At 38.6% G+C, this 25211-nt stretch carries 26 protein-coding genes and 1 pseudogene; 20 read left to right on the top strand and 7 right to left on the bottom strand.

Annotation, left to right across the window (positions count from 1 at the left end):
* Nucleotides 1-24: 24 nt before the first annotated feature.
* From nirJ to AC27IF_RS17350, 7 genes are all read right to left on the bottom strand, one after another.
* Entirely contained in the window at nt 25-1239 is a 1215-nt protein-coding gene (gene nirJ / locus AC27IF_RS17320) for a heme d1 biosynthesis radical SAM protein NirJ (RefSeq protein WP_487055600.1), read from the bottom strand.
* A gap of 25 nt (nt 1240-1264) precedes the next feature.
* A complete protein-coding gene (gene ahbB, locus AC27IF_RS17325) occupies nt 1265-1825 on the bottom strand; it encodes a siroheme decarboxylase subunit beta (protein WP_487055601.1) in 561 nt (186 codons plus the stop codon).
* Complete coding sequence (locus AC27IF_RS17330; protein ID WP_487055602.1) at nt 1800-2291, bottom strand: Lrp/AsnC family transcriptional regulator; 492 nt, start codon at nt 2289-2291, stop codon at nt 1800-1802. The genes ahbB (AC27IF_RS17325) and AC27IF_RS17330 overlap by 26 nt, the downstream gene beginning before the upstream one ends.
* Nucleotides 2284-3393 (bottom strand): siroheme decarboxylase subunit beta, encoded by a 1110-nt coding sequence (gene ahbB / locus AC27IF_RS17335; RefSeq protein ID WP_487055603.1) that lies wholly within the window; start codon nt 3391-3393, stop codon nt 2284-2286. The genes AC27IF_RS17330 and ahbB (AC27IF_RS17335) overlap by 8 nt, the downstream gene beginning before the upstream one ends.
* A gap of 2 nt (nt 3394-3395) precedes the next feature.
* Nucleotides 3396-4643, bottom strand: coding sequence for a cytochrome D1 domain-containing protein (locus tag AC27IF_RS17340; protein ID WP_487055604.1), 1248 nt, complete (start codon nt 4641-4643; stop codon nt 3396-3398).
* Between the two features lie 10 nt (nt 4644-4653).
* Nucleotides 4654-5046, bottom strand: a complete 393-nt coding sequence (locus AC27IF_RS17345; protein ID WP_487055605.1) for a c-type cytochrome — start codon at nt 5044-5046, stop codon at nt 4654-4656.
* Nucleotides 5047-5389: 343 nt separating this feature from the next.
* Nucleotides 5390-5956, bottom strand: a complete 567-nt coding sequence (locus AC27IF_RS17350; protein WP_487055606.1) for a bacteriohemerythrin — start codon at nt 5954-5956, stop codon at nt 5390-5392.
* 295 nt (nt 5957-6251) lie between these two features.
* Between AC27IF_RS17350 and AC27IF_RS17355 the strand changes: the two genes are divergently transcribed.
* The 20 genes and pseudogenes from AC27IF_RS17355 (at nt 6252) to AC27IF_RS17450 (ending at nt 24609) form a co-directional block, all read left to right on the top strand.
* Nucleotides 6252-7880, top strand: coding sequence for a cytochrome D1 domain-containing protein (locus tag AC27IF_RS17355; RefSeq protein ID WP_487055607.1), 1629 nt, complete (start codon nt 6252-6254; stop codon nt 7878-7880).
* A 242-nt stretch (nt 7881-8122) separates the two neighbouring features.
* Nucleotides 8123-8674: pseudogene (locus tag AC27IF_RS17360) on the top strand (NapC/NirT family cytochrome c); the annotation flags it as partial.
* Nucleotides 8675-8677: 3 nt separating this feature from the next.
* The gene (locus AC27IF_RS17365) at nt 8678-9922 is read left to right on the top strand and encodes an ethylbenzene dehydrogenase-related protein (protein ID WP_487055625.1); all 1245 of its coding nucleotides are present in this window, start codon (nt 8678-8680) and stop codon (nt 9920-9922) included.
* 178 nt (nt 9923-10100) lie between these two features.
* The gene (locus AC27IF_RS17370; protein WP_487055608.1) at nt 10101-11048 is read left to right on the top strand and encodes a 4Fe-4S binding protein; all 948 of its coding nucleotides are present in this window, start codon (nt 10101-10103) and stop codon (nt 11046-11048) included.
* A 15-nt stretch (nt 11049-11063) separates the two neighbouring features.
* Nucleotides 11064-11372 (top strand): cupredoxin domain-containing protein, encoded by a 309-nt coding sequence (locus AC27IF_RS17375; RefSeq protein ID WP_487055609.1) that lies wholly within the window; start codon nt 11064-11066, stop codon nt 11370-11372.
* Nucleotides 11373-11487: 115 nt separating this feature from the next.
* Entirely contained in the window at nt 11488-12303 is an 816-nt protein-coding gene (locus AC27IF_RS17380; protein WP_487055610.1) for an AAA family ATPase, read from the top strand.
* On the top strand, nt 12296-12931 hold the full coding sequence (locus AC27IF_RS17385) for a cytochrome c oxidase subunit 3 family protein (RefSeq protein WP_487055611.1): 636 nt from the start codon (nt 12296-12298) through the stop codon (nt 12929-12931). The genes AC27IF_RS17380 and AC27IF_RS17385 overlap by 8 nt, the downstream gene beginning before the upstream one ends.
* Before the next feature lie 16 nt (nt 12932-12947).
* Nucleotides 12948-13223, top strand: coding sequence for a cytochrome C oxidase subunit IV family protein (locus AC27IF_RS17390; RefSeq protein ID WP_487055612.1), 276 nt, complete (start codon nt 12948-12950; stop codon nt 13221-13223).
* 40 nt (nt 13224-13263) lie between these two features.
* A complete protein-coding gene (locus tag AC27IF_RS17395; protein ID WP_487055613.1) occupies nt 13264-13629 on the top strand; it encodes a hypothetical protein in 366 nt (121 codons plus the stop codon).
* Between the two features lie 159 nt (nt 13630-13788).
* On the top strand, nt 13789-14205 hold the full coding sequence (locus tag AC27IF_RS17400) for a c-type cytochrome (protein WP_487055614.1): 417 nt from the start codon (nt 13789-13791) through the stop codon (nt 14203-14205).
* 4 nt (nt 14206-14209) lie between these two features.
* Nucleotides 14210-15607 carry a cbb3-type cytochrome c oxidase subunit I gene (locus AC27IF_RS17405; protein WP_487055615.1) on the top strand — a complete coding sequence of 466 codons (1398 nt, stop codon included), beginning with the start codon at nt 14210-14212 and terminating at the stop codon, nt 15605-15607.
* A gap of 95 nt (nt 15608-15702) precedes the next feature.
* Nucleotides 15703-15990 carry a hypothetical protein gene (locus AC27IF_RS17410; RefSeq protein ID WP_487055616.1) on the top strand — a complete coding sequence of 96 codons (288 nt, stop codon included), beginning with the start codon at nt 15703-15705 and terminating at the stop codon, nt 15988-15990.
* Between the two features lie 124 nt (nt 15991-16114).
* Nucleotides 16115-17953: a nitric oxide reductase activation protein NorD gene (locus tag AC27IF_RS17415; protein WP_487055617.1), complete on the top strand. Its 1839-nt coding sequence runs from the start codon at nt 16115-16117 to the stop codon at nt 17951-17953.
* 13 nt (nt 17954-17966) lie between these two features.
* A complete protein-coding gene (locus tag AC27IF_RS17420; RefSeq protein WP_487055618.1) occupies nt 17967-18158 on the top strand; it encodes a DnrP protein in 192 nt (63 codons plus the stop codon).
* 289 nt (nt 18159-18447) lie between these two features.
* Nucleotides 18448-19632 carry an acetyl-CoA C-acyltransferase gene (locus AC27IF_RS17425; RefSeq protein WP_487055619.1) on the top strand — a complete coding sequence of 395 codons (1185 nt, stop codon included), beginning with the start codon at nt 18448-18450 and terminating at the stop codon, nt 19630-19632.
* Nucleotides 19633-19734: 102 nt separating this feature from the next.
* Nucleotides 19735-20892, top strand: coding sequence for an acyl-CoA dehydrogenase family protein (locus AC27IF_RS17430; RefSeq protein WP_487055620.1), 1158 nt, complete (start codon nt 19735-19737; stop codon nt 20890-20892).
* 47 nt (nt 20893-20939) lie between these two features.
* Nucleotides 20940-21728, top strand: a complete 789-nt coding sequence (locus AC27IF_RS17435; protein WP_487055621.1) for an enoyl-CoA hydratase — start codon at nt 20940-20942, stop codon at nt 21726-21728.
* 24 nt (nt 21729-21752) lie between these two features.
* Nucleotides 21753-22880 carry an enoyl-CoA hydratase/isomerase family protein gene (locus AC27IF_RS17440; protein ID WP_487055622.1) on the top strand — a complete coding sequence of 376 codons (1128 nt, stop codon included), beginning with the start codon at nt 21753-21755 and terminating at the stop codon, nt 22878-22880.
* 56 nt (nt 22881-22936) lie between these two features.
* Entirely contained in the window at nt 22937-23824 is an 888-nt protein-coding gene (mmsB, locus tag AC27IF_RS17445; RefSeq protein WP_487055623.1) for a 3-hydroxyisobutyrate dehydrogenase, read from the top strand.
* Nucleotides 23825-23847: 23 nt separating this feature from the next.
* The gene (locus tag AC27IF_RS17450; protein ID WP_487055624.1) at nt 23848-24609 is read left to right on the top strand and encodes an SDR family oxidoreductase; all 762 of its coding nucleotides are present in this window, start codon (nt 23848-23850) and stop codon (nt 24607-24609) included.
* Nucleotides 24610-25211 lie beyond the last annotated feature (602 nt).

A 25211-nucleotide genomic window follows, 5' to 3' on the forward strand; every position in this document is an offset into this window, starting at 1 on the left:
TTGCTTCACTCTTATGGTGATTTGTTAAATTGATATCACAGGAATTGCTGTATTGATGGTTTGTGGCTTGCTGTTGGTAATTCCTATTTCAAAATCTTCAAGGTAACAACCGGGATCTTCAGCCCAAGCATCTCCTGATTGTGCAAACGCACGCGTGCGGGTATTACCGCCACAAATGTTTAAGTAATCGCAGTTTGCACATCGTCCTTTTACCGGACGTGGACTTTCTCTAAAACCCAGCATTAAGGGGTCTTGAGTATTCAGCCAGACGTCTGAAAATTTTTCTGTTTTGACATTGCCAATTGGGTGATTCCACCAGTAAGTATCAGGATGAATAGTACCGGTATTATCAATATTGGCTACATTGACACCACTGGCATTTCCACCCCAATTAATAAGGCGCTGCTTTAAGTTAGCAATAGCTTCAGGGTGGTTTTTGGCAAATTTTTTACTTGCCCAATGTAATAAGAAGGGGCCATCGGCATCGTTATTGCCAGTAACAAAATCAGTAATGATACCCTGATTAATATGAGACCAAGCGCGTTCATATAACATTTCCATGGCTGCTTTGGTCATTTTAAACATGGCGTCGTTTTCTGCGCTACGTTTACCTCGGCCTGAATAATTGAGGTGGGAAAGGTAAAACTTATCCACCTGATTTTCTTCCATTAAGTCCAACATGGCAGGAATATCGTTAAAGTTTTCTTTGGTTAGGCAAAGGCGCATACCAATTTTAATACCGGCTTCTTTACATAATTTTATGGCGTGCATTGACGTTTTAAAACTGCCTTCTTGACGTCGAAATTCATCGTGAAATTCTTCTAAGCCATCAATACTAATACCTACATATTGATAATCAGCAGCTTTAATTTGCGCTATGTTTGATTCATTTATTAAGGTGCCATTGGTAGATAGCGCCACATAAAATCCCTTGGCTTTGGCATAGGCGGTTATTTCAAAAATGTCAGGACGCAGTAAAGGCTCGCCGCCTGATAAAATTAATACCGGTACTTGAGCCACTTTTAAATCATCAATAGTGGCTTTAATTTGCTCAGTAGTGAGTTCATCCTTAAAGTCGATATCTAGTGATGTTGAATAGCAATGCTTACAGCGTAAATTACAACGACGAATCAAATTCCAAATAACCACAGGACCAGGCATTTTCCGTGTGGCTTTGACCGGTTTAAATTCGGTTAAATCATTATGTAAGGTTGTTAACAGTTGTGAAATTCTAAACATAATACTCATGCTCCCTTAACGGTATTCAATCAAGACTATTTGACTTGTTTTTAAGTCGTAAACCCGTTTTTTTCAGTATTTGTGTGCTGGTTAACATATCATTACTTTTAATTACACTACCTTGACCTGAATCATGACTACGGTGCATTAAGGCATCATTTACCATTTCTTTGATCTGGCTCCTGTACTTTTGAATCTCTTGCTGATTTTTACCATGAACCATGGCAAATAAGTTGTATTGCCAATGAGGAAGGTGGCGAGGTCTTTGATAGCAGTGACTGACAAAAGGCAATTGACCAATACGCTTACCAATAGTTTGAATTTTATCATCAGCGATGTCCCAAACTGTCATACCATTGAATTTATAGCCTATTTTATAGTGATTCGGCACTGCGGCTACACGGCGAATAATGCCACGCTGTTGTAAATCTTTAGTAAGTTCAAGTACCTGCTCAACTGTGATACCTAGTTTCTCGGCAATCACATCATAGGGGCGTTCAACTATAGGTAACCCTTGCTGAGTAGCTAAAATGTATTGTCTTTCTAACGAAGTTAATGCTTTAGACGGGTAAGTAGAGGCCGACATAGAACTCCTCCAATTTTGGGGTGTTAAGTACAGGTAATTGTGTTTTTGCTTCGATATCAGCAATTACTTGCTCAATCTCTTGTTGGGACTCTGTTGCAATGACAAACCACATATTAAAGGTATGATCGCGGCGATAATTGTGGGCAATTTGCTCAAAACTATTCACTTGTTCGGTAACTTGCTCGAAGTCTTCTTCTGGTACGGCAAGTGCGGCTAGCGTGAAGGCTCCACCAAGACATGCGGCGTCAAACATAGGACCAAAACGAGTTAAGACTTTACTGGTTCGTAAATCTTGTAAGTGTTTAATCACCTCTTGTTCATTAGTATCAAACCCTTGTGAATTTAATGTGTTTGCGACATCGTCAAAAGGTCTAAGGCATACAGGTAAGCCTTTTTGTAATAAATTTATTAGTGCTTTATCAAGGGCCAATAATTCACTCACTGCTGTGTTGCTGGCTTTATCCATGAGCTAGCTCTTTATTTATTGCTAAGCTATTACCTTGTTGATAACAAGCCCCCTTTTGCTTATAGGCGGTATCGCTAAAGAGAATATCTTTTTTAATGGACTGAAGAGATAATTGCTCCGTTAGCTCTTTAATTTGCTGTAATACATAGCCTCTATCAGTGCCATGGATCATACAAAATAAGTTGTAGGGCCAGTAAGGGCGACGTGGTCTTCGATAACATAAAGACACTTCATCACGCTTGGCTAGCTCAGCCGCGATAGCATCCACATACTGTTTATCAATATTCCATACCACCATAGCATTGGCATTAAATCCTAATTTACGGTGCTTTATCACTAAGCCAAAACGGCGTATTAAACCTGTTTTCTGCCAAGTTTCTATTTGTGACAAAACTTGGAACTGTGTGGCACTTATCTCATGTGCGATGTACTTAAATGGTTGTAGTTGCTCTGGCAAGCCTGCTTCTAATAACTTTCGTAACTGCGCTTTTTGAAAATCAGTTAATGGCAGCAAAGCTGATTTTTTTGAATCAGGTATTACTCTTTGTGGATTATGAATAACCGGACTTCCTTGACCCGTTACATTAATGGCAAAAGCTAAATCTAGATGATATGAAGCTTCCATTGGCAGTACTAAAACCGCCAAGCCGGTTAAAAGCTCAATACGAGTTAAGGTATTATGTAAGACGACAGGGTCGCTTGCCGTAACGACAAACCATAAATTATATTGGGTAGTATCATAATGAGAGCTGCGCCCATAATTATGATTAACCTGAGCAAATTGATTGACAATACTGGCAATTTTATCAAGGTTTTCCTCACTGACAGCTAACGCTGCTAGCGTGCTAGCCCCTGCCTTTTTATGATCAAAGACTGGCCCAGTTCGTGAAATCACACCTTGTTGGCTTAGGCTAGTTAGGGCTGAAAATACAGCTTGTTCACTTAATAGATATCCGGGATTACTTAGCTGTTTGGCTATGGCTAAATAGGGGCGTTCACATAAAGGAAAGCCTTTTTGAAAGTTATTAATAAGGTATTGCTCAAGTTGTGTAATACCGCTAGGGCATATCTTTTTTGCGATAAGGTTGTTTGAATATGTCATGATTACAAGCCTATTTGGTGAGCACGGTTCGTGAAAAATATGCCGCTGGGGCTTTTGGATTTCAGGGTTTTTTGTAGTGTTTGTGTTTGGGTATCGTAAATTTGAATTTCGTTATTGTCTCTTACTGACATCCAAACATGTTCACCGCGAGGTGTGAATTCCATATGCAGTACTGCAGGCCCTGGGGTTAAAGTATTTACTAACTCAAAATTTTCGGTGTTAAATACTTGAATAGTATTATTATCAGGGTAGGCAAAGTTCACCCAAACTTGCCTGTTATCGGGTTGCGCCATAACAAAAATAGGCTGACTATGCGCGGGAATTTCTGCCACTTGTTGCCAAGTTTTAGTGCTGATCACTAGTACTTTATGTTGTCCAACGGCAGGCACAAAGGCATGGTCGCCGGCAATAGCCCATCCTTCAAGGTGAGGCATTTTATAAACAGGTAACTTTTGCTCGCCTTTCCCGTAGTCACTTAATATACGAGTTACCCCTTTTTCAATATGCCACAAATCGAGTAGTACCATGCCGTCTTCACCAAATAAGCCGGCGATATAATAACGACCATCCCCGCTGATTAAGGCGTCGTAAGGGAATAAACCAATATCTTCGAACTTGGTGATTTTCATTTGCTCATCGTTTTCAATACCTGAAAAGTCAGCAACCCAAATTTCGTGACTATCGAAAAGACTGAAAACAAACTTGTTATTAGGCGCATCAACCAAGCCAACCACTTTAGAGCGTACAGGACTGCCATCTTTATTTTTAGGTTTAGTGGTTAAAATAGTGCTGTCTATGGTGGCGACTAATGCTAATGTGTCGCTGTTGAACACTTTGACGCCACCTGGAGTGTAGTTTGAAACGGCAACTAATTTTCCATCTTGACTGATGGCGCCACCAATACTGTTTCCAGATTGAATAACACGTTTAGCAATTTTATCTTTGAGTAAATCAATTTTAGTTAAGCCACCATCACGCCCAAAAACATAAGCGAATCTTTGATCACGAGAGTAAACGATTGAGGCATGAGATAAATCTCCTAGACCATCAACTTCACTAACTATTGCTTGGTCGCTGTGATCAATAATTTGAACTTGTCCGGTTGCTCGCTCTATGATCACCCCCATATCGCCTGTTGCTCGTAATGTTGATTGGTTATCGTTAACTAGAGCTTGTGTGTCATTACTACAAGCCGTTAGGGTAAAGTTAAGCGCAGCGATACAAATAACTTGGTAAATAGTGTTTTTCATGTCAGTTCCTTTATTTATTCTTATTTAACGCTTTGTGACTCTGTGTTTGAACTTGAGTAACCTTGCCTTGTTTTAGCTGTTTGGCTATCCACAAGGCTTCCTGCTCAGAAAGTAATGATTTCCATGGTGGCATTGCAGTGCCTGAACGGCCGTATAGAATAGTATTTTGAATAAAGAGTAGTGGCTTATCTTGAAGGTCTTCTAGCAATAAAGCAGGACCTAATCCCCCCTTTAATGTCATACCATGGCAAGAGCCACAGTCTTGTTTAACAATATGAATAAGCTCAACCTTTCGAGTATCTGATAGCTCATTTTCTGTGGCTAAACTTTGATTGTTGAAGAGAAAAAAAATAACGACTAACGCCGCTGCCACAAAAGTAATTTTGCCTATGGCTGAACTCATATTAACTATCCCTTGCCGTTTGAAGCTTTTAATAAAGTGTATAGAGAAGGAAAGGGCGTTTTGTTGCCTGAGATCATCTTTCAATAATAAAACCTCTATAAAAGAAGGTTTATTGATTTAAATCAGTAAAGTGTAAATTGAGCAGTAATTGCACAGAAATCAAACCGAGGTAACTTATTTGAATTATAGGGATTAATATTGGTAAAAGATTAGCCAGCTATTGCTCAATCAAGCGCCTTGCCCTAAATCATTTTTCCTACGCAAAACAAGATCACAATCTTAATGAAAATGGTATAAGAGCAGCTTAAAATCTGCTCTTATTGAAATTTAGCGAGTAAGAAAGTTAATGAATTCCTCGGCTATTTAAATATTGGCTATATTCTTTATCGGTACCGTTAATATGACTAATTAACCATACTGTTAGGTATTCACTTATTTCATTGAGGGCTTCATGTCCTCGTTCATTGTATAGCGCGACAAAGGTATTCACCTGTGCAATCATCTCATGATGCTTGGCTTGATGAGCTGCAAAATCAGGATAATTATTATCACGCATCAGCGCTTCTTCGCGCTCAAAATGATATTTGGTGTAATCAATTAACTCATTTAACGCTTTTTTTTCAAATTCTTCACTCATGGCATGATCATAAGCCACGGTAAATTGATTTAATAAACTAATGAGTTGTTTATGGTCGTCATCGATATGGGTAATACCAACACTGTACTCATCTTTCCATTTTACTTTTTTAAACTGATCCGTTTGTCGATAAAAGACAGGAATAAGAAATAACACGGCGATGAGTAGCCAAGAAACTGGATTACTCAAACTAGATAAAAAACCCAGAAATATTGCGACTACGATTAAACCGATAATGCTGGCATAGATAAAGGACTTGCTGCGACTGTTCATAATTTCCCTTCTTACTAAACCCTTAAAATTACTAGGGTTAATAAATGTGCTCTAACATATAGCTTACTTAATAATTCTGATTATTTTAACTACTGCGAGTAAATGTCTGCCTATTTATTGACCTCGATCAAGTTAAATACACCATTAATTATCTTTGTAAAAAAACTTGATCTGAATCACATAATTTTGACGGAAATAGGCAGATAGTTACATTTAGAAACATTTGGTGACTGTGATTTAACACTCTTTATCACGGTACTAACACGTAAATACAATAAAATCTGGAGAGTAACCGATGAAAAACATAAAACACAGTCTTTCAGCGCTTGGTTTAGCTATAGGGATGGCTGCTGGTGGTTTCAGCATGACAGTTTCTGCGGCAGAGCCAACCTTATCTGAAGCTGACTTTGAAAAAGCCCAATTACACTACTTTCAACGCTGTGCAGGTTGTCATGGTGTGTTGCGTAAAGGTGCAACAGGTAAAAATTTAGAGCCTAAAAATATGCTGAAAAAAGGCCAAAAGCGTCTAGAGAAAATTATTTCATTAGGTACTGAAGGCGGTATGAACAACTTTGATGATTTGTTCAGTAAACAAGAAATCGCAAATTTAGCCACCTTTATTCAAATGACGCCACCGGTACCGCCGGAAATGTCTCTTGAACAAATGCGCTCACATACTAAAGAATTTGTCGCGCAAAAAGATTACCCAACTAAACCATTACACGGTTTAAATTGGAAAAACTTCTTTGTTGTAATCGAACGTGATGCAGGTACTGCGGCAATTGTTGATGGCGATACTAAAAAGATTGTTACACATATCGATACCGGTTATGCAGTACACGTAATTAAAGGGACTGAAAAACATAAATTAGGTAACGCGAAAGATGTTGGCCGTTTCTGGTTCACCATTGGTCGTGACGGTAAAGTTAACAAAATCGATTTATGGCAAAAACCTGAAAAAATGTTAGTTGCTGAAACTAAAATGGCTTATGACGCTCGTGATATTGCTGTTTCAGGTGACGGAAAATACGTTATTGCAGGTGGTTACTGGCCTGCGCATTTCGTTATCATGGATGCAGCGACATTAAACCCACTTAAAGTGGTGTCAACCCGTGGTTACAACACTAAAGGTGAGTTCATCAATGAAGCACGTGTAGCCGCTATTTATACTGCGCCAAATACAAATTCTTTCATTGTTGCAGTAAAAGAAACGGGTCAAATGTTACAAGTTGACTATGATGATTTAGATAACTTAACGATCACATCAATTGCCTCAGCTGAATTCTTACACGATGGTTTCTTCGACCCTTCAGGTCGTTACTTCCAAATTGCGGCTAATGCATCTAATGCCATGGTTGTTGTGGATACAAAAGAGCGAGCATTAGAAAAAATTATCAAAGTTGATAGTTTACCGCATCCAGGCCCAGGTGCTAACTGGGTAGATCACAAGTGTGGTCCAGTAGGCGGCACTACTCACTTAGGTGTGGGTTTAGTCTCTGTTTGGGGGAACGATCCAATCGGTCATCCAGATCAAGCATGGAAACTTTGTTACGAAGTGGAAACTGATGGTGCAGGGGTATTTATCCGAACTCATGAAAACTCAGATTATGTTTGGGCTGATCAGTTGAAACATCCTGAGCCAGAGATTCAACAATCTGTGCAAGTGTTTGATAAGAAAACACGTGAAATTGTTAAAACCATTCGTGTAACAGAAGAGCCTGGTAAAGCGGCATTACACATGGAATTTAACAAAGGTGGTACCGAAGTTTGGGTATCTGTTTGGAATCGTAAAGATGCGAAGAATCCAACGGGTGAAATCGTAGTTTATGATGCCAAAACACTTAAAGAAATTGCCCGTATTAAAGGGTTAACTACCCCAACAGGTAAGTTCAACGTGTACAACCGTATGAACCACAAAACTTAAATAACGGTTATCTTATTGCCATTTCGTCCAACTTAGTTGTCGAAAGTGCTCATGACTAACGTCAACTCCGCGCTTTCTCCTCGAATTTGAACGAAGTGGCTGCAAGCTAAACCCTAGTTTGAATTAGTGCGACAAATTTAACATTAAAGGCATGACAGGTGTCATGCTTTTTTATTGTTAACGATATTAAGAAAATACTTAGCAAAACAATTTATAAACGTATTACCCACTGAGAGCTAACTATGGCTAATAACAAATTTTCAAAACCAAGTTTTTGGTCTAGACGACTGATACTTGGTACTACCGTTTCAGGTGCCGTCATCTTCTTCGTTGTTGGTATTATCTTTTGGGGTGGCTTCAATACGGCAATGGAAGCAACAAACACTACCGAATTTTGTATTGGCTGTCATGAAATGGAAGCTAATGTTTATCAAGAGTACACACCAACTATTCACTACTCTAACCGTACCGGAGTTAGGGCTGGTTGTCCTGATTGTCACGTGCCTAGACCTTGGATTCATAAAATTGTTCGTAAAATCCAAGCTTCTCGAGAAGTGTTTTTTTGGCTAACAGGAAAAATAGATACTAAAGAAAAGTTTGAAGAGCACAGGTTTGATTTAGCCCAAAATGTTTGGAAGGCCATGAAGGATACTGACTCAAGAGAGTGTCGTAACTGTCATAATTTTGAATCAATGAATCCTGAATTTCAAAAACCGCGTGCACGTAAGCAACATTTAAATGCCTTCGAAACCGGACAAACGTGTATCGATTGCCATAAAGGTATAGCCCACCACGATGTGCGAGATAAGTTATCAGATGAACAACTAGAAAAACTCGAAGCGCCAAACCCTGATTATATCCGAGAGGTACCGCAAGCTTATAAAGATGGTTTAGCAAGAATTGAAGCCAAAGAAGCAGCCGAAAAAGAGCAGGTGAAGGCAGAAAAAATCGCACAGCAAGAGAAGGTTGAACAACAAATCTCTGCTGCCGTCTCTCAAGCATTAGCGAATCAAAGCTCAAGTGCTAAGCCAAAACCGAAAGCAGAAAAATCATCATCGTCAGCAAGTAATATAGATGTGGATTGGGGTAAGTCGAGCGCAACAGATATAGGCGTATTCTATCCTGGTACAGCTTCAATTGAATGGATATTAGGGCGTAAGCATGGCGGAAAACGAGCGTTTACTAAAGGCGACCGTTGTACTGAATGTCATGGTGAAGAGATTGCGGATATTGGTCAAAACATTGTTACGGGAGAATCTGAGAAAATTGAAGAGCCCAACCTTATTCCAGGTAAACGTGGCAGTATTGATGTTCAAATTGACGCCACCCATGATGAAGAAAATCTATACTTAAGATTTTCTTGGAGTGACGGTGAACATGCGCCAGTACCTTTTGTTGACGGCGGTAAAATGGATCCTGAAAATCCTATGAAGCTTGCCTTTATGATAGCGACTGATGATGCAGAATATGCTGATAGAGCAGGTTGTTGGGGAACTTGTCACGCAGATGCTAACTCCATGCCATTTGCACCCGATGGTGAGACTTTAAAAGGTAGCGATTTAGCTAAACGTTTGAACTTTGATACGGGCACTGGCTTGGGAATTACCAAATACTTAAAAGAGTCTCGTACAAAATTAGAATTAAAAGGTCGTGGCGGAAAAGCATTAGGTGGTTGGGATAAGCTCAAAGATGAAGCTGATATTAATGCGGCTCAAGAAGCTGATCAATTTATGGATATTGTTCGTTATAAATCAGGAACAGGTGAAATAGAAGATGGTCAAATCTTAGCTTCACGTGATATGCATGGTGGTCAAGGTGCAACCGTTGAAGCGGCACTAAAAAATGGCACTTGGTCGGTAGTGGTTAAACGTAAACTTGTCTCAGATAGTGCAGGTGATGTCAGTATTGAACCAGGAAAGGTTTATAACTTTGGCTTTGCTATTCATGATGATTACTCAAGTGCTCGTTATCACCATGTATCTTTTGGTTACAAGTTAGCACTTGATAACGAACAAGCTGAAATTAATGCCATAAAGCAGTAGATTTACTCAAAGTTTTTTAAATTAATGCTATCTATTAATTTATTACCAGCCTCTTAATTAACCTTATTTTACCCCCAAAATAAGGTAGGTTAAGAGGCTTTTTTCTGATCTAGGTTAATTTATCTAAACATAAAGTTTTTTATAATGAGGATTAATCTACTTACATAGGGTTACACCTTTGTTGAAGCTGCAACAATCACGAGCACTTACTAAGCTTGGATTTTTTTTACTTTTTTTATTTGCTCCTTTACTTGATCTATTTCGGTTTGATCTAGAGCTTGGCCATTTCATTATTTTTGGGCAAGCATGGACTATTTCTATCGAACCAATCCTGTACGGCGATGGCAATGCGATTGATGCAGCAATCAAAATCTTTACTCGAGTGCTTCTTCCAGCAATAGCATTTATCGCCATAACGGCAACATTAATATGGAAGTTTGGGAGAATTTACTGCGGCTGGCTTTGTCCACATTTTTCAGTCGTCGAATTCATAAATGAGCTGATGCTGAAATACCTCAACCGAGTAACAATATGGGAAAAAGCCAGTAAAGCGAGTAGAGGTTTTTTGCCATGGCTTATTGTTTTTATTGCGGCTATCAGTATGGCTTTTATTTGGTCTGTGGGTTTACTTAGTTATTTGCTCGATCCGAAAACATTATTGATTGATTTAGTAACAGGGAACTTAGGTTTTGGTTCGAGCATTTTCATTAGCGCTTCCACTATAGTTTTCACTTTAGACTTTCTATTTGCACGTCATATATTTTGCAAATATGGCTGTGCTTTAGGTTTGTTTCAAAGCTTGATCTGGATGGCAAACAATCAAGCGCAAATTGTTAAATTCAATCGCAAACGTGCTAAAGCATGTCGAGAGTGCATCTTAAAAACTGAAGGTGGCTCTGCGCCTTGTGATGTTGCTTGCCCAATGCGTTTACCCACCAGAAATATGAAACGAGCAAAGTTTACATGTACTCAATGTGTGCAATGTATTTCTGCATGTAGTGAAGCACAACAGCATGATCCACAGGGCAGCTTATTGACTTGGGTGAATGGTCCAGAAGCTACTGAGGTTGATCGCGCCGTTAGGTCGATTAAAAAAAATGAAATAGCTTTTAAGGAATTAAAATAATACAGGGCTAAAAATATGAAAAAAATTACTCTACTCATACTCTTGTTAATAAGTACGAATGTCATAGCAAAAGACGTTGTGGTTGAAATTTATAAGAAAAAATTTCTGCCAGCTCAAGTTACCATTAACAAAGGTGATACTGTTATTTGGAAAAATATTGAAAAGCGCCAGTACCATAATGTTTGGTTTAAGCAGCTAGATAATGACGAGCCAGATTACTTTTTCCCTGACGAGTCTTATCAACGAACTTTTGATTATGTGGGTGAATTTGCTTATGAATGTGGCCCACATCCGAAAATGCAGGGTGTGGTTACCGTCAAATAAAAAATCTATTGATCCGCATCAACTAAGCGTTATTTGAGGTTTGTTAAATACAAGTGTTAAGCGTAACGTAAGGTTAAGATCACCTATTTAACACTATAAACCTAACAGAGTCATTATGAGTGCTATTAATTTTCAAACATCAATCAAACCAAAAAATGAACTTTATTACCAAGAGCAGGCTAATGAAGTCTCATTATTTGATTATGCCTATCAACATCAATTGCCCGTATTGATCAAAGGCCCTACAGGTTGCGGCAAAACTCGTTTTGTTGCTCATATGGCTAAAAAATTGAATAAACCTCTATATACGGTAGCTTGCCATGATGATTTAACTGCAGCGGATCTGGTTGGCCGACACTTAATTGGTCCTCAAGGAACCTATTGGCAGGACGGGCCATTAACCAAAGCGGTACGAGAGGGGGGAATTTGTTACCTTGATGAAGTGGTTGAAGCACGCAAAGACACCACGGTAGTTTTACACCCCTTAGCCGATGAACGAAGAATTTTACCATTAGAAAGAACTGGGGAGATCATCGAAGCATCGCCCGGGTTTATGTTAGTGGTTTCTTATAATCCGGGTTATCAAAATTTGTTAAAAGGTATGAAACCAAGTACAAGGCAACGTTTCGTAGCTTTACGTTTTGAATACCCTGATGCCAAATTAGAGCAAGATATATTAATTAAAGAAGCAAAAGTTGATCCCCATCTTGCTTTTAAACTTGTTGAGTTAGCGCAAGCATTACGTCGTTTAGAGCAAAACGATTTGGATGAAGTTGCTTCAACACGTTTACTTATTTATGCAGCCAAAATGATGTCATCAGGCATGAATCCTATAGATGTTTGTCGTTGTTGTTTAGCTGAGCCGCTTTCTGATGACCCGCAAACGGTTAGTGCGTTAATGGATGTCGCTAGAATATATTTTGATGAATGATAGCGTCTTAAATACTAAGCTTGGTCATGTAAATCTTGAGGGCAAATTAATTAACGAAAAACTTCCTGGCGATTTAGCTATGTGGTTTTTTATATTGGCTGAGTTAACCGTGTTTGCAATTTTTTTCATTGGTTTTGCGGTAACAGAAAATTTAAATATGACTTTGTTTGAGCAAGGGAAGGCTCAATTACATAAAACAGCAGGACTGATAAATACTATTTCATTAATTACCAGTAGTGTTTTTGTTGCTTTATCATTGCAGTCAGTGCAAAAAGGTAAAGAAAAGCAGGTGGTTACCCATCTATTGTTAGCGTTATGTTTTGCAATGGTTTATGTCGTGGTTAAGCTGTGGGAGTACCTTGCTTTGTTTGATCAAGGCATTGATATTGAAACCAATAGATTTTTCACTTTGTATTTTTTAATTACCGCGTTTCACTTTATGCATATTATCCTTGGAATGATAATTCTTAGCTACCTAATGGTTAGCGTTTATAAAGGGAAGTATAGACAGATAACAGTTACTTCTTCTGAAAATAATGAGCTTGCGGGCTTTGAGTCTGGTGCTAGTTATTGGCATATGGTTGACTTGCTGTGGATAATTTTATTTCCACTTATTTACATTATTTAGCTAGATGGATATTTAAATGAATAAGACAAGAGCAGCAGTAAATAGTTGGCTATGGTTATTAGCTTTAACATTCATTGCTATTGGGCTGGGAAATTTATACCCTGAGCAATACAGCAGCAAAGCCCTGTTTATTTGTTTAGTTATGCTGATTGTTGTGCTAAAAGGTCAGCAAATTATTGATGTTTTTATGGAGTTAAAGCACGCACCTAAAAATTGGCGTTACCTATTTCTTAGCTACATAATTATTGTACCTAGTGTTATCACCATAATTCATCTTGCTAATATAAATTAACCTGAGCTTTGTTTAGAGTAGATAAATCAGCGGAGTGTTTATGTCAGAAAATACTACTTCATCAACTCGATCTGCTGTCGTGTTTCAATCTTTGTACCTCGCTAATTTACTCTTATTACCAGGTATCTCTTTTTTGATTTTACTTTGGTTACTCTTTACTCATCAAAAATCACCAAACCAACTTTCTCGTTGGTGCAAAATTCATTTATTTCGAGCCGTACAGTTATCTATCCTTGTCGGAATCGTTTTAGTCTTTATTCCTGTATGTATTGTTTTTGTTTCGCCTGAGCTTAATACATCACTTATGGGCATTATCATTTATTTTGTGATGTTTCATACCGGATTCGTGTTAATTGGCATGCTAAACCTTGCGCGAGCAATGGCAAAAAAACTGCCACTTTTTTGATATAGCGCAAGCTATATCACCTTTTAGTTACGAATTGTTACACACTTATCAAAAGTTGATTTCCATCAATATGTTGGTTCTTACTTGTGCATATTATCTATATGCTTTATTACATTTTTTGATAAGGGAAACACCATGTCCGAGCGTTTTACAAAAGGCATGGCACGGAATATTTATTACGGCGGAAGTATCTTCTTCTTTTTAATATTCCTTGCTTTGACCTTCCACACTACTAAAGAGATGCCTAAACGGGATCATCGAGAAAACATCACTGAGTCCGTCGCGCGAGGTAAGGCGCTTTGGGAAGACAATAACTGTATCGGTTGCCATACATTAATTGGAGAAGGAGCATATTTTGCACCTGAACTGGCTAACGTTTATGACAGACGAGGCGGTGAAGCTGGCTTTAAAGCCTTCTTTAACGGTTGGATGAAAGCACAACCATTAAATATTCCGGGTCGTCGTCAGATGCCTAATTTCCATTTAACGGATCAAGAAATTGATGATCTGGCTGAGTTCCTAAAATGGACTTCTGAGCTAGATGACAATAATTGGCCACCAAACATAGAAGGATAAGGGCGTGAATACTTTAAAATATCAATCACAAGCCGTAGCAAAACCTTACTTCATTTTTGCCATGATATTATTTGTTGGGCAAATACTATTTGGTTTACTTATGGGCTTACAATATGTTGTTGGCGATATCGTCGGCGGCTTAATACCATTTAATGTAGCGCGTATGGTACATACAAACCTACTTATTGTTTGGTTGCTATTCGGCTTTATGGGCTCTGCATACTACTTAGTACCAGATGAAGCTGAAACAGAACTCTATAGCCCTAAACTAGCGATAGCATTATTCTGGATTTTTGCCGCAGCGGGTGTCGCTACGATATTAGGGTACTTACTGGTACCTTACTCAACACTAGCTGAATTAACCTACAATGAAATATGGCCAACCATGGGCAGAGAATTCCTTGAACAACCAACAATTACAAAAATTGGTATTGTTGTTGTTGCATTAGGTTTCTTATTCAACCTAGGTATGACAATTCTAAAAGGCCGTAAAACAGCAATAAACATGGTTTTACTGACTGGTTTAATTGGTTTAGCTGTATTTTTCTTATTTGCATTTTATAACCCAACTAACCTAGCGCTTGATAAGTATTTCTGGTGGTTTGTTGTTCACTTATGGGTGGAAGGTGTATGGGAATTAATCATGGGCGCTATTTTAGCTTATGTATTAATTAAAGTGACGGGCGTTGACCGTGAAGTTATTGAGAAGTGGTTATATGTCATTATCGCAATGGCTCTTATTACCGGGATTTTAGGAACGGGTCATCACTTTTATTGGTTAATGACTCCTGAGTATTGGCAGTGGGTTGGTTCAATCTTTTCAGCAATGGAACCACTACCTTTCTTCGCTATGGTGTTATATGCATTTAACATGGTGAATCGCCGTCGTCGTGAACATCCTAATAAAGCCGCAACGTTATGGGCACTAGGTACCGCAGTTATGGCATTTTTAGGTGCCGGTGTATGGGGCTTTTTACATACACTTGCTCCAGTGAACTACTATACTCACGGCTCTCAAATTACTGCTGCTCATGGTCATATGGCATTTTATGGTGCTTACGCCATGATAGTTATGACAATCATGTCATATGCTATGCCTAAGTTACGCGGTATTGGAGAAGCGAATTGTAACAAAGCTCAAGTTATGGAAATGTGGGGCTTTTGGTTAATGACGGTAGGTATGGTGTTTATTACCTTGTTCTTAACTGGTGCAGGCATATTACAAGTTTGGCTACAACGCTTACCTGAAAGTGGTGAAGCGCTAGGTTTTATGGCTACACAAGATAAACTCGCTATTTTCTACTGGATGCGTGAAATTGCAGGTGTGGTCTTCTTACTCGGTTTAATTGCTTATCTTGCAAGTTTCTTTATTACTGAAAAAGTAACAGTGAAAAATGCCTAGATGAATCGATAAACTAGACAAACATTAGATAAAAGCTGTGATAGGAATATCACAGCTTTTTAGTCAAATAATTCAGCATCAGCAGGATATTTTTAATGCAATTAACTCAACGAAAAAACAAACATTTTTTACAACGAACAGCCAAAGTTGTCGGTGTGGTAAGTATTATTGCTGCTTTTATTACCGGTGGCTATTTACTGACGATTACGGATGAAGATGACAAAGTGATAAAGGCTTTCTTTGGCTCAGTATCATTTTTTTGTTTTATGATGGGCTTAGTACTAAACAGTATCGGTGGCGCTAATTTACCCGATTTAACTGTACCCAGTGATCAAGAAATTAAAAATCAAATACGCTTAGCAAAAGGAAATATTGATAATTAGTAGTACTTAACATTAGGCTGAAATCACTAGTTTTACGTCACATCATTGACCCACATCACAATACCGTTACCTTCATTTTGCTAGCATATGGCTATGAAGTTTAAATGCTTATCAGGTTGGAAAAATGGAAGAGTGGATCGGCGGAATTTGGCATAAGTATATTACCCGTAAAGCCAGTACGAATTTTGAACATGCAGCTGTTAGCTTTGCACAAGTTAGTCGCTCTGTTGGCATGGTTTACCGCGCTTTAGGTGGCGAAGCAATAAAACGAGTAGAAGCTGCCAGTGCACAAGATTACCTTGTTCGCAGAAGTTTTCTACAAAAAATCGCCGGTGAAAACCATCAAATTAGCCTTGCTTGGCAAGATGAAGAAAGCTTGCGCCTACCTGAAACGTTAGCGGTATTTCCAACCGAATCATTAAATAAAGATTTATATATTTGGTTAGCAGTGTTAGCTGCTCACCATAAAAAAAAATTTAGTCATTGGGCTATTGATAATCAGCAATTAGTCGTTGATGTTCTAAATAAATTTCCGGCTTTAAAACCACGCTATCAACGCTTAACAAAAGCATTTATTGCCACACGGCTAGATCATAAAAGCCGTCCACAAGCAGAGCAAGAAATGGAAAAAGCGATAATTCAAGCAATTGAATTTCCAGGCTCAGTTAATGAATTTCCTACGGTGAATTATGCACCTCAGGCTGTTTATTTATGGCTTTATCCTTCTGCAAAATTAGACCCTCAAGTGCAAGCAGAATATGATGAAAATGAAGAGTTAGTTGATGCTGAAACGGGCAATGCTAAGAAAAGTGATGCCAGCCGAAAAAAATCAGAGCGAGTTGACTCAGGTAGCGAAAAAGATGGCATGATGATTTTTCGCTTAGAGAGTATGTTTTCTTGGAGTGAATTTTCTAAACTTGATCGCGGTACTGATGATAGTGATGATGACGACGATGATAATCAAAGAGTCGCTGAGGATTTAGATAAAATCACATTGTCTAAGCAGCAAAGCCAAAAAAGTGCCCGAATCAAGATTGATTTAGACTTACCGTCAGCTTCAGAAGACGATATTCCTTTGGGAGATGGGATAAAACTGCCTGAGTGGAATTATAAAAAGCAGCTACTTGAAGAAGATCGATGCATGTTACAACCTATGCTTCCTAAAAACTGTGAACCACAAAAATTACCACTTAAATTACAGAAGATTGCCAAAACTATTCAGGCACAATTTGAACAGTTACGTAGTGTTCGTTATTGGTTAAAAGCACAAGACCAAGGAGAGGAGCTTGATCTATCATCATGGCTTGATTTTCATATAGAGAGTCAAATATCTCCTACTGAAGAGCATGGACTTTATCGCAGTTTTAGGGGGAATAATCGTGATATATCCAGTTTATTACTGGCTGACTTATCAATGTCCACCGACGCACATCTTGATGATGAAAATCGTGTGATAGATGTAGTTAAAGATTCATTATTACTCTTTTCTGAAGCGTTAAGTAGCGTAGGTGATAAATTTGCTATGTATGGTTTTTCATCAGTAAAACGCAGTAACGTTCGCTTTACTATGTTGAAAAATTTTAATGAAGCCTACAACGATACAATTCGCGGACGTGTGCAATCTATTCGACCCGGTTTTTATACCCGAATGGGGGCAGCTATACGTCAAGCAACAAAAGTCTTAGTTGAGCAAACAAGTAGTCAAAAACTTTTACTCATATTAACCGACGGTAAACCTAATGATATAGATCACTATGAAGGGCGCTTTGGTATAGAGGATACTCATCAAGCAATAGCTGAGGCGAATAGATTAGGCATCAAACCATTTTGTATCACCATAGATCAAGAGGCACAGGAATATTTGCCCTACTTATTTGGCAGTGATGGTTTTACGGTAATTTTACGACCTGAGCAATTGCCGATACGCTTACCACAGTTATATCACCAATTAACCAGTCACTAAATAGGAGCAGCTAATGTCGAGTGAACGCATAAAATGTTTATTTTGTCAGACAGAAAACCTTACTGAATCTGAAAGCTGTAGTAATTGCGGAATGGCTTTAGCAAAAAATCATCCTGAGGGTAAGGCTCGTCGTGGTTTTTTTATTAAAGCTTTTTTAGCTATAGTGATTTTTTGCCTAGTGATGATGTATTACTTACCAAGATAAAGTATTGACTATTTATTTTAAAAAGATTACTTAGCCACTAATCAATAGGTAGCTGTTTTCTATAAAATTGTACCCACCTTTATTGTTTATGGATTGTTTACTGAAGCTGAAGTAGGCAGTTTTTCAAATAAATTCTATACTTTTTATTCAACACCGCTGTAATTAACTCATTACAAAAATCGAAAAACCTCAAAGCACATCAATCAGGTTTACGTTGGCGTAAACGTCAATTTGGGTTAGGCTGTTTATCAGCATTTTAAATTTATAACTTATTTTTATGGAGAACCCCATGTCAACTAGTGATCCTATTGTAATTGTTTCAGCGGTCAGAACGCCTATGGGTGGTTTTAGCGGTTGTTTAGAAAACGTTGCTGCTACTGAACTTGGAGCAAGTGCTATAAAAGCTGCAGTGGCACAAGCCAATATAGACAATGATCAAATTGATGAAGTGATTATGGGCTGTGTTCTTCCTGCTGGATTAAAACAAGCACCAGCAAGACAAGCAGCTATTTCGGCTGATTTATCACTATCAACGGTTTGTACCACTATAAACAAAGTGTGTGGTTCAGGGATGAAAGCAGCTATGCAAGCTCATGATGCTTTATTAGCCGGCTCTATTAACCTTGCCGTAGCTGGGGGCATGGAAAGCATGAGTAATGCACCTTATATATTGCCAAAAGCGAGAGCTGGTATGCGTATGGGGCATGGACAAGTACTTGACCATATGATGCTTGATGGTTTGGAAAATGCTTATGACGGTATATCTATGGGATGTTTTGCTCAAGAAACAGCGGATGAAACGGGCTTTAGCCGTGAAGAAATGGATGAGTTTGCAATTCGGTCTTTATCTCGTGCTAATGCTGCTATTGACTCCGGCGCTTTTAAAAATGAAATAACGCCAGTTACTGTGGTTAATCGACGTAAAGAAACAATTATCGATACTGACGAACAACCGGGTAATGCACGCCCAGATAAAATTCCATCACTACGCGCCGCTTTCAAGAAAGACGGCACCATTACCGCAGCCAACTCTAGTTCTATTTCAGACGGCGCAGCAGCACTAGTTATGATGAAGTTATCTACTGCTCAAGCACGTGGCTTAACACCTTTGTGTAAAGTTGTTGCACACGCTACTCATGCACAAAAGCCAAGTGAGTTTACAGTTGCTCCTGTTGGTGCAATGAATAAGTTATTAGATAAAGCGGGTTGGACCACAGACGATGTTGATTTATTTGAAATCAATGAAGCTTTCGCCATGGTAACAATGTTAGCCGTAAAAAATATGAATTTAGACATTGATAAAGTCAATATCAACGGTGGAGCTTGTGCTTTAGGTCATCCTTTAGGCGCTAGTGGCGCTCGTATCATGGTGACTCTTATTCATGCACTGAAAAATAAAGGGCTATCTAAAGGTGTTGCCTCCTTATGTATTGGTGGTGGTGAGGCGACCGCTATTGCATTAGAAATGTTATAGCTAGCTTATCGCTGTACAGTTTTTTAATTTGAACGCACAGCGACAAGAAGAATAACTCTAAATATATTATTAGTATTTTTGCCAAACAGTAGAGAATGATAAATGAATTTTAATTTAACTGAAGATCAACAAATGTTCGCTGATACGGCGAAACAGTTTAGTGATAGCGAGCTATTACCTAATGGCGCCAAGTGGGATCAAGAGCATATCTTTCCAAAAGATGTCATCACCAAAGCGGGCGAGTTAGGTTTTTGTGCTTTATATACACCAGAAGATGCTGGTGGTTTAAATTTGAGCCGTTTAGATTCATCAATTATTTTTGAGCAGTTAGCAATGGGCTGTACTGCGACTACTGCCATGATGACCATTCACAATATGGCAACGTGGATGTTAGCAACGTGGGGGAAATCGTCAGTAAAAGATGCTTGGTGTCCTTCATTAGTAACCGGTGAGAAGTTAGCGTCTTATTGTTTAACTGAACCAGGCTCTGGCTCTGATGCTGCTTCTTTACGTACATCAGCCAAAAAAGAAGGTGATCATTATATTGTTAATGGTTCAAAAGTATTTATTTCCGGTGCAGGCTCCACCGATCTTTTAGTCGTCATGGTACGAACAGGTGAAGAAGGTGCGAAGGGGATTTCAGCCTTAGCAATTCCTGCGAATTTAGACGGCATTATTTATGGTAAAGCAGAAGAGAAGTTAGGTTGGAATGCACAACCAACAAGACAGATCACTTTTGATAATGTCAAAGTACCTGTAGAAAACTTGTTAGGTAATGAAGGCGAAGGTTTTGCCATGGCGATGAAAGGCTTAGATGGCGGACGTATCAATATTGCGACTTGCTCTATCGGTACTGCGCAACAAGCTTTGAATACTGCGATGGAATATATGCAAGAGCGCGAACAGTTCGGTAAACCAATCGCGGCATTTCAAGGGTTACAATTTAAGTTGGCGGATATGGCGACTGAGTTAGTTGCAGCACGTCAATTAGTACGCTTAGCTGCTTTTAAATTAGACCAAAATGATCCAGAAAAAACCGCTTATTGCGCAATGGCGAAACGTTTTGCTACCGATATTGGTTTTCAAGTATGTGATGCTGCCCTACAAATACATGGTGGTTATGGTTATATCAAAGAGTACCCGTTAGAACGTCACTTTAGAGATGTCCGTGTACATCAAATTCTAGAAGGCACTAATGAAATCATGCGCGTCATCATTGCTCGTCGTTTATTAACTGAAGGTGCGGGACAACTTTTATAATTCATTAATATAAAAGTTAAGTTTAAAAAATATTGAGAAATAACAAAATGTCAGATTATTCATCAGAGTTTTTAATCGTAGAAGTATTAGAACACACTGCCGTGGTTACTTTTAATAACCCTCCAGCACATACATGGACACAACAGAGTCTTAGTGATTTACGCCAATTAGTTTTATCACTAAATGAAGACAAGAATATATATGCACTTATTCTCACCGGTGGTGGAGATAAGTTCTTCTCTGCAGGTGCAGATTTAAATGTTTTTGCTGATGGTAATAAACAAGTAGCCAAAGACATGAGTGAAATTTTTGGCCAAGCGTTTGAAACACTGTCTAATTTTAGCGGCGTTTCAATTGCAGCTATCAATGGCTATGCCATGGGTGGCGGTTTAGAGGTTGCTTTAGCTTGTGATATTCGTATTGCGGATAGCCATGCGATAATGGCGCTTCCTGAAGCTACTGTTGGCTTGTTACCTTGTGCTGGCGGTACACAAAACTTAGCATTGCTTGTTGGTGAAGGATGGACTAAACGCATGATCTTATGCGGTGAACGAATTAACGCTAAGTGCGCTATAAATATCGGTTTAATTGAAGAGAACACCCCTAAAGGTGAAGCGAAAGACGCAGCAATCACTTTAGCGGCTAAAGTTGCCAAACAAAGCCCTGTCGCCGTTTCAGCTTGTAAAGCGCTTATTCAGAAAAATAGAGATATGCCTATATCACAAGCTTTACCACAAGAGCGCCAAGCATTTGTCGACTTATTTGATTCATTAGATCAAAAAGAAGGTGTACAAGCTTTCTTAGAAAAGCGTAAGCCAGTTTGGCTAAATAAATAGCAATAATATTGATAGGATTTTCATATGACTCAAGTCGTTACTTTTCAAGAGCTCAACTGTGATAACGGTAAAAAAATCGCTATCGCCACATTGAATTCACCTCGCTCTTTAAATGCGCTAAGCGCAGAGATGATAGATTTACTTTACCCTCAATTGCAAAATTGGCAATCACAAACAGATGTTGTTGCCGTTTTATTGCAAGGAGAAGGGGAGAAGGCTTTTTGTGCCGGCGGTGATATCGTTCATATGTATAATGAAATGAAATCTCATCAAGGTGACTTTTCACCCGGTATTGAAGAGTATTTCACTAAAGAGTATCAACTTGATTACCTTATTCACTCATACAATAAACCTTTTATTGTCTGGGGTAATGGTATCGTGATGGGCGGTGGACTAGGCATGATGGTGGGTGGAAGTCACCGCATTGTGACAGAAAACTCCCGTATTGCTATGCCAGAGATCAGTATCGGATTATATCCAGATGTTGGTGGTAGCTATTTCTTAAATCGAATGCCTGATAATTGTGGCTTGTTTTTAGGGTTAACAGGGGCATCTATCAACGCAAGTGATGCTAAGTACTGTCACTTAGCTGATTATTATATAGAAAATAATAATAAAGAAACGTTTATAGCTCAACTTATCTCACTAGATTGGCAAGCATCAGATGAGATTAATCATGAGCTTTTGTCAAAGCTTTTAATGAATGTAGAGCAAGACTCAATTAACAATTCACCTGAAACTAAATTAATAGAGCATAAAAGCTTAATTGAACAAGTTACTAGTGCCGATAATCTTAGCGAAATAGTAACAAATATTTTATCAGCATCTTGTGAAGATAAATGGTTTATTCGTGCTCAAAAGTCTTTAAAGCATGGTAGTGCCTTAAGCGCTTCTTTGGCTTATAAGCAACTTCAAGTTGGCAAATCATTATCTTTAGCTGATTGCTTTCGCATGGAATTAACGCTTTCAGTAAAATCAGGGCAGTTTGGTGAGTTCGTCGAAGGTGTACGTGCCTTGTTAATTGATAAAGATAACTCGCCTAACTGGCACTTTGACTCGATAACAGCGGTTGATGAAAAAACACTTAATTGGTTTTTTGAATCTAATTGGCCAAAAGAGCAACATCCTTTAGTAGATCTCGATAAAACCTAACGTAACAAATTTTTTAATAACAGCAACATCCTCTTGTAAATAATAAGGAAACGACAATGGCAAATATCGCATTTATCGGTTTAGGTAATATGGGTGGCCCTATGGCCATAAACTTAGTTAAAGCAGGGCACCAAGTATGCGTGTTTGATTTATCAGAGTCTGCTGTAGCAAATCTTGTAGAACACGGCGCTAGTACCCAAGAAAATGTTATAGATTGTGTTAAAGGAGCTGAGTTTATCATTTCTATGTTACCTGCAGGAAAACATGTAGATGGCGTGTATTTATCAGAAGGCACAGGGTTAATAAACCACATTGCAAAAGGCAGTGTGGTTATAGATTCTTCAACAATTGATGCAGCAACCTCACGAAAGGTTGCTAAAGCACTAGCAACTAAAGGGATATCTTTCGTTGATGCGCCTGTTTCTGGTGGTGTTGGTGGTGCTGTTGCAGGCACACTTAGTTTTATGGTTGGTGGTAGTGTCGAAGAGTTTAATCAAGTTGAAGCTGTGTTAAATGTAATGGGAAAAAATATTTTCCACGCCGGTGAACATGGAGCAGGGCAAATAGCTAAAGTCTGTAATAATATGTTGTTGTCAGTATTGATGGTTGGCACAAGTGAGGCATTACAACTCGGGTTAGCCAATGGCCTAGATCCTAAAGTTTTGTCGAATATTATGAGTAAAAGCTCAGGAAGCAATTGGACATTAGACGTTTATAATCCTTGTCCAGATGTAATGGAAAATGTACCTTCTTCAAATGATTATCAAGGTGGCTTTATGGTTGATCTTATGGCGAAAGATTTAGGACTCGCTATGGATACCGCGGTAAATAGTCAATCATCTACTCCTATGGGAGCATTAGCAAGAAGTCTATATGCTATGCACGCGGGCTCAGGTAATGGCAGTAAAGATTTCTCAAGTATATTTAAACTTTTTGATAAATAACCGTAAACAGTATTGAGTATCCTATGAATTTAGAAAATAAAACTATCGTGATAACGGGTGGCGGCCAAGGACTTGGTCGCACAATGGCAATTAACTTTTCTCAATGTGGCGCTAACATTGCCCTTATCGATTTAAATGAAGAGTTATTACAAGAAACGGCAAAACTTATCGCAGAAAACGGTGTAAAAGTTAACTACTACCTTGCCAATGTAAGTAATGAGGAACAAGTCGAGAATACCTTTAAACAAATCAATGAGGATTTTAAAGGGATTGATGGCTTAATTAATAATGCAGGTATATTACGAGACGGCATGTTCGTTAAAGCAAAAGATGGTGTGGTAAGTAAAAAAATGTCTTTAGCACAGTTTCAATCTGTCATAGATGTGAACCTAACGGGTGTCTTTTTATGCGGGAGAGAAGCTGCAGTACATATGATTGAGTCAGGTAGTAAAGGAGTGATTATTAATATGTCTTCTATTGCACGTGGTGGCAACATGGGGCAAACAAATTATTCTGCCGCTAAAGCAGGGGTAGTTGCAATGACAACTACGTGGGCGAGAGAGTTAGGTCGTCATGGAATACGTGTGGGTGCAATAGCTCCGGGGGTTATTCGCACAGCGATGACTGATGCAATGAAGCCTGAAATGAGAGACAGGCTAGAAAGTATGAAACCTGTTGGCCGTTTAGGTGAAGCAGATGAGATTGCCCATACGGCAAAGTATATTTTTGAAAATGACTTTTTTACAGGCAGAGTTGTAGAAATAGACGGTGGCTTATCAATGTAACAAGGTATCTTTAGGAAAAGATATAACAATGTTGCGTGTTTTTTGTTTAAGTTGTGCAAGCTTTGACCACTTGAACTAGTATTGTTTAATAAAGTGAAAAAAGATGCATATATCACTTGACCGATAAAAAGAAATCTATACAATGCGCAACCAGTTCCAAGGGGTTCAAGCAAAAAGCTTAATCAACTGGCTGTTTTGATAAGTTATCTCGTTTGATTTAAACCAAATAAGCTAACTTAACGTTTTAAAATGAATTTTTCAGATTGTTTAAAATAATTTGAATTAAATCAAAAAAAACGTTGACATCAAAACTGAGGCGCGTAGAATGCGCATCTCGCTTCGGGCAAGGCCTGCAGCAATGAAGCAAAACGAATGAGATTTTGTTTCAGTTAACTCACTAAGTTAACGTTCTTTAATAATTAGTTATCATGCAATTTGTGTGGATACTCACATTAACTTGTTTTTACATAGTTTCTTCGGAAACAAAAAACGCTTTAATGAACGATGTTCACGCAAATAAATATATACTTATATATGTAATGCGACATTTACTTTTCGAAGTAGGTGTCACGACAGAATTCATTGAGCAGGAACTTAGGTTT

This window comes from Colwellia sp. KS18-150, from assembly GCF_057551365.1.

Bases quoted from the DNA above. Each gene is read 5' to 3' on its own strand.
- AC27IF_RS17430 (WP_487055620.1), top strand. From the start codon at position 19,735: ATGAATTTTAATTTAACTGAAGATCAACAAATGTTCGCTGATACGGCG.
- AC27IF_RS17435 (WP_487055621.1), top strand. From the start codon at position 20,940: ATGTCAGATTATTCATCAGAGTTTTTAATCGTAGAAGTATTAGAACAC.
- ahbB (WP_487055601.1), bottom strand. From the start codon at position 1,825: ATGTCGGCCTCTACTTACCCGTCTAAAGCATTAACTTCGTTAGAAAGA.
- AC27IF_RS17385 (WP_487055611.1), top strand. From the start codon at position 12,296: ATGAATGATAGCGTCTTAAATACTAAGCTTGGTCATGTAAATCTTGAG.
- mmsB (WP_487055623.1), top strand. From the start codon at position 22,937: ATGGCAAATATCGCATTTATCGGTTTAGGTAATATGGGTGGCCCTATG.
- AC27IF_RS17440 (WP_487055622.1), top strand. From the start codon at position 21,753: ATGACTCAAGTCGTTACTTTTCAAGAGCTCAACTGTGATAACGGTAAA.
- AC27IF_RS17350 (WP_487055606.1), bottom strand. From the start codon at position 5,956: ATGAACAGTCGCAGCAAGTCCTTTATCTATGCCAGCATTATCGGTTTA.
- AC27IF_RS17380 (WP_487055610.1), top strand. From the start codon at position 11,488: ATGAGTGCTATTAATTTTCAAACATCAATCAAACCAAAAAATGAACTT.
- AC27IF_RS17390 (WP_487055612.1), top strand. From the start codon at position 12,948: ATGAATAAGACAAGAGCAGCAGTAAATAGTTGGCTATGGTTATTAGCT.
- AC27IF_RS17375 (WP_487055609.1), top strand. From the start codon at position 11,064: ATGAAAAAAATTACTCTACTCATACTCTTGTTAATAAGTACGAATGTC.
- AC27IF_RS17410 (WP_487055616.1), top strand. From the start codon at position 15,703: ATGCAATTAACTCAACGAAAAAACAAACATTTTTTACAACGAACAGCC.
- AC27IF_RS17345 (WP_487055605.1), bottom strand. From the start codon at position 5,046: ATGAGTTCAGCCATAGGCAAAATTACTTTTGTGGCAGCGGCGTTAGTC.
- AC27IF_RS17420 (WP_487055618.1), top strand. From the start codon at position 17,967: ATGTCGAGTGAACGCATAAAATGTTTATTTTGTCAGACAGAAAACCTT.
- nirJ (WP_487055600.1), bottom strand. From the start codon at position 1,239: ATGTTTAGAATTTCACAACTGTTAACAACCTTACATAATGATTTAACC.
- AC27IF_RS17400 (WP_487055614.1), top strand. From the start codon at position 13,789: ATGGCACGGAATATTTATTACGGCGGAAGTATCTTCTTCTTTTTAATA.
- AC27IF_RS17355 (WP_487055607.1), top strand. From the start codon at position 6,252: ATGAAAAACATAAAACACAGTCTTTCAGCGCTTGGTTTAGCTATAGGG.
- AC27IF_RS17395 (WP_487055613.1), top strand. From the start codon at position 13,264: ATGTCAGAAAATACTACTTCATCAACTCGATCTGCTGTCGTGTTTCAA.
- AC27IF_RS17450 (WP_487055624.1), top strand. From the start codon at position 23,848: ATGAATTTAGAAAATAAAACTATCGTGATAACGGGTGGCGGCCAAGGA.
- AC27IF_RS17415 (WP_487055617.1), top strand. From the start codon at position 16,115: ATGGAAGAGTGGATCGGCGGAATTTGGCATAAGTATATTACCCGTAAA.
- AC27IF_RS17330 (WP_487055602.1), bottom strand. From the start codon at position 2,291: ATGGATAAAGCCAGCAACACAGCAGTGAGTGAATTATTGGCCCTTGAT.
- ahbB (WP_487055603.1), bottom strand. From the start codon at position 3,393: ATGACATATTCAAACAACCTTATCGCAAAAAAGATATGCCCTAGCGGT.
- AC27IF_RS17340 (WP_487055604.1), bottom strand. From the start codon at position 4,643: ATGAAAAACACTATTTACCAAGTTATTTGTATCGCTGCGCTTAACTTT.
- AC27IF_RS17425 (WP_487055619.1), top strand. From the start codon at position 18,448: ATGTCAACTAGTGATCCTATTGTAATTGTTTCAGCGGTCAGAACGCCT.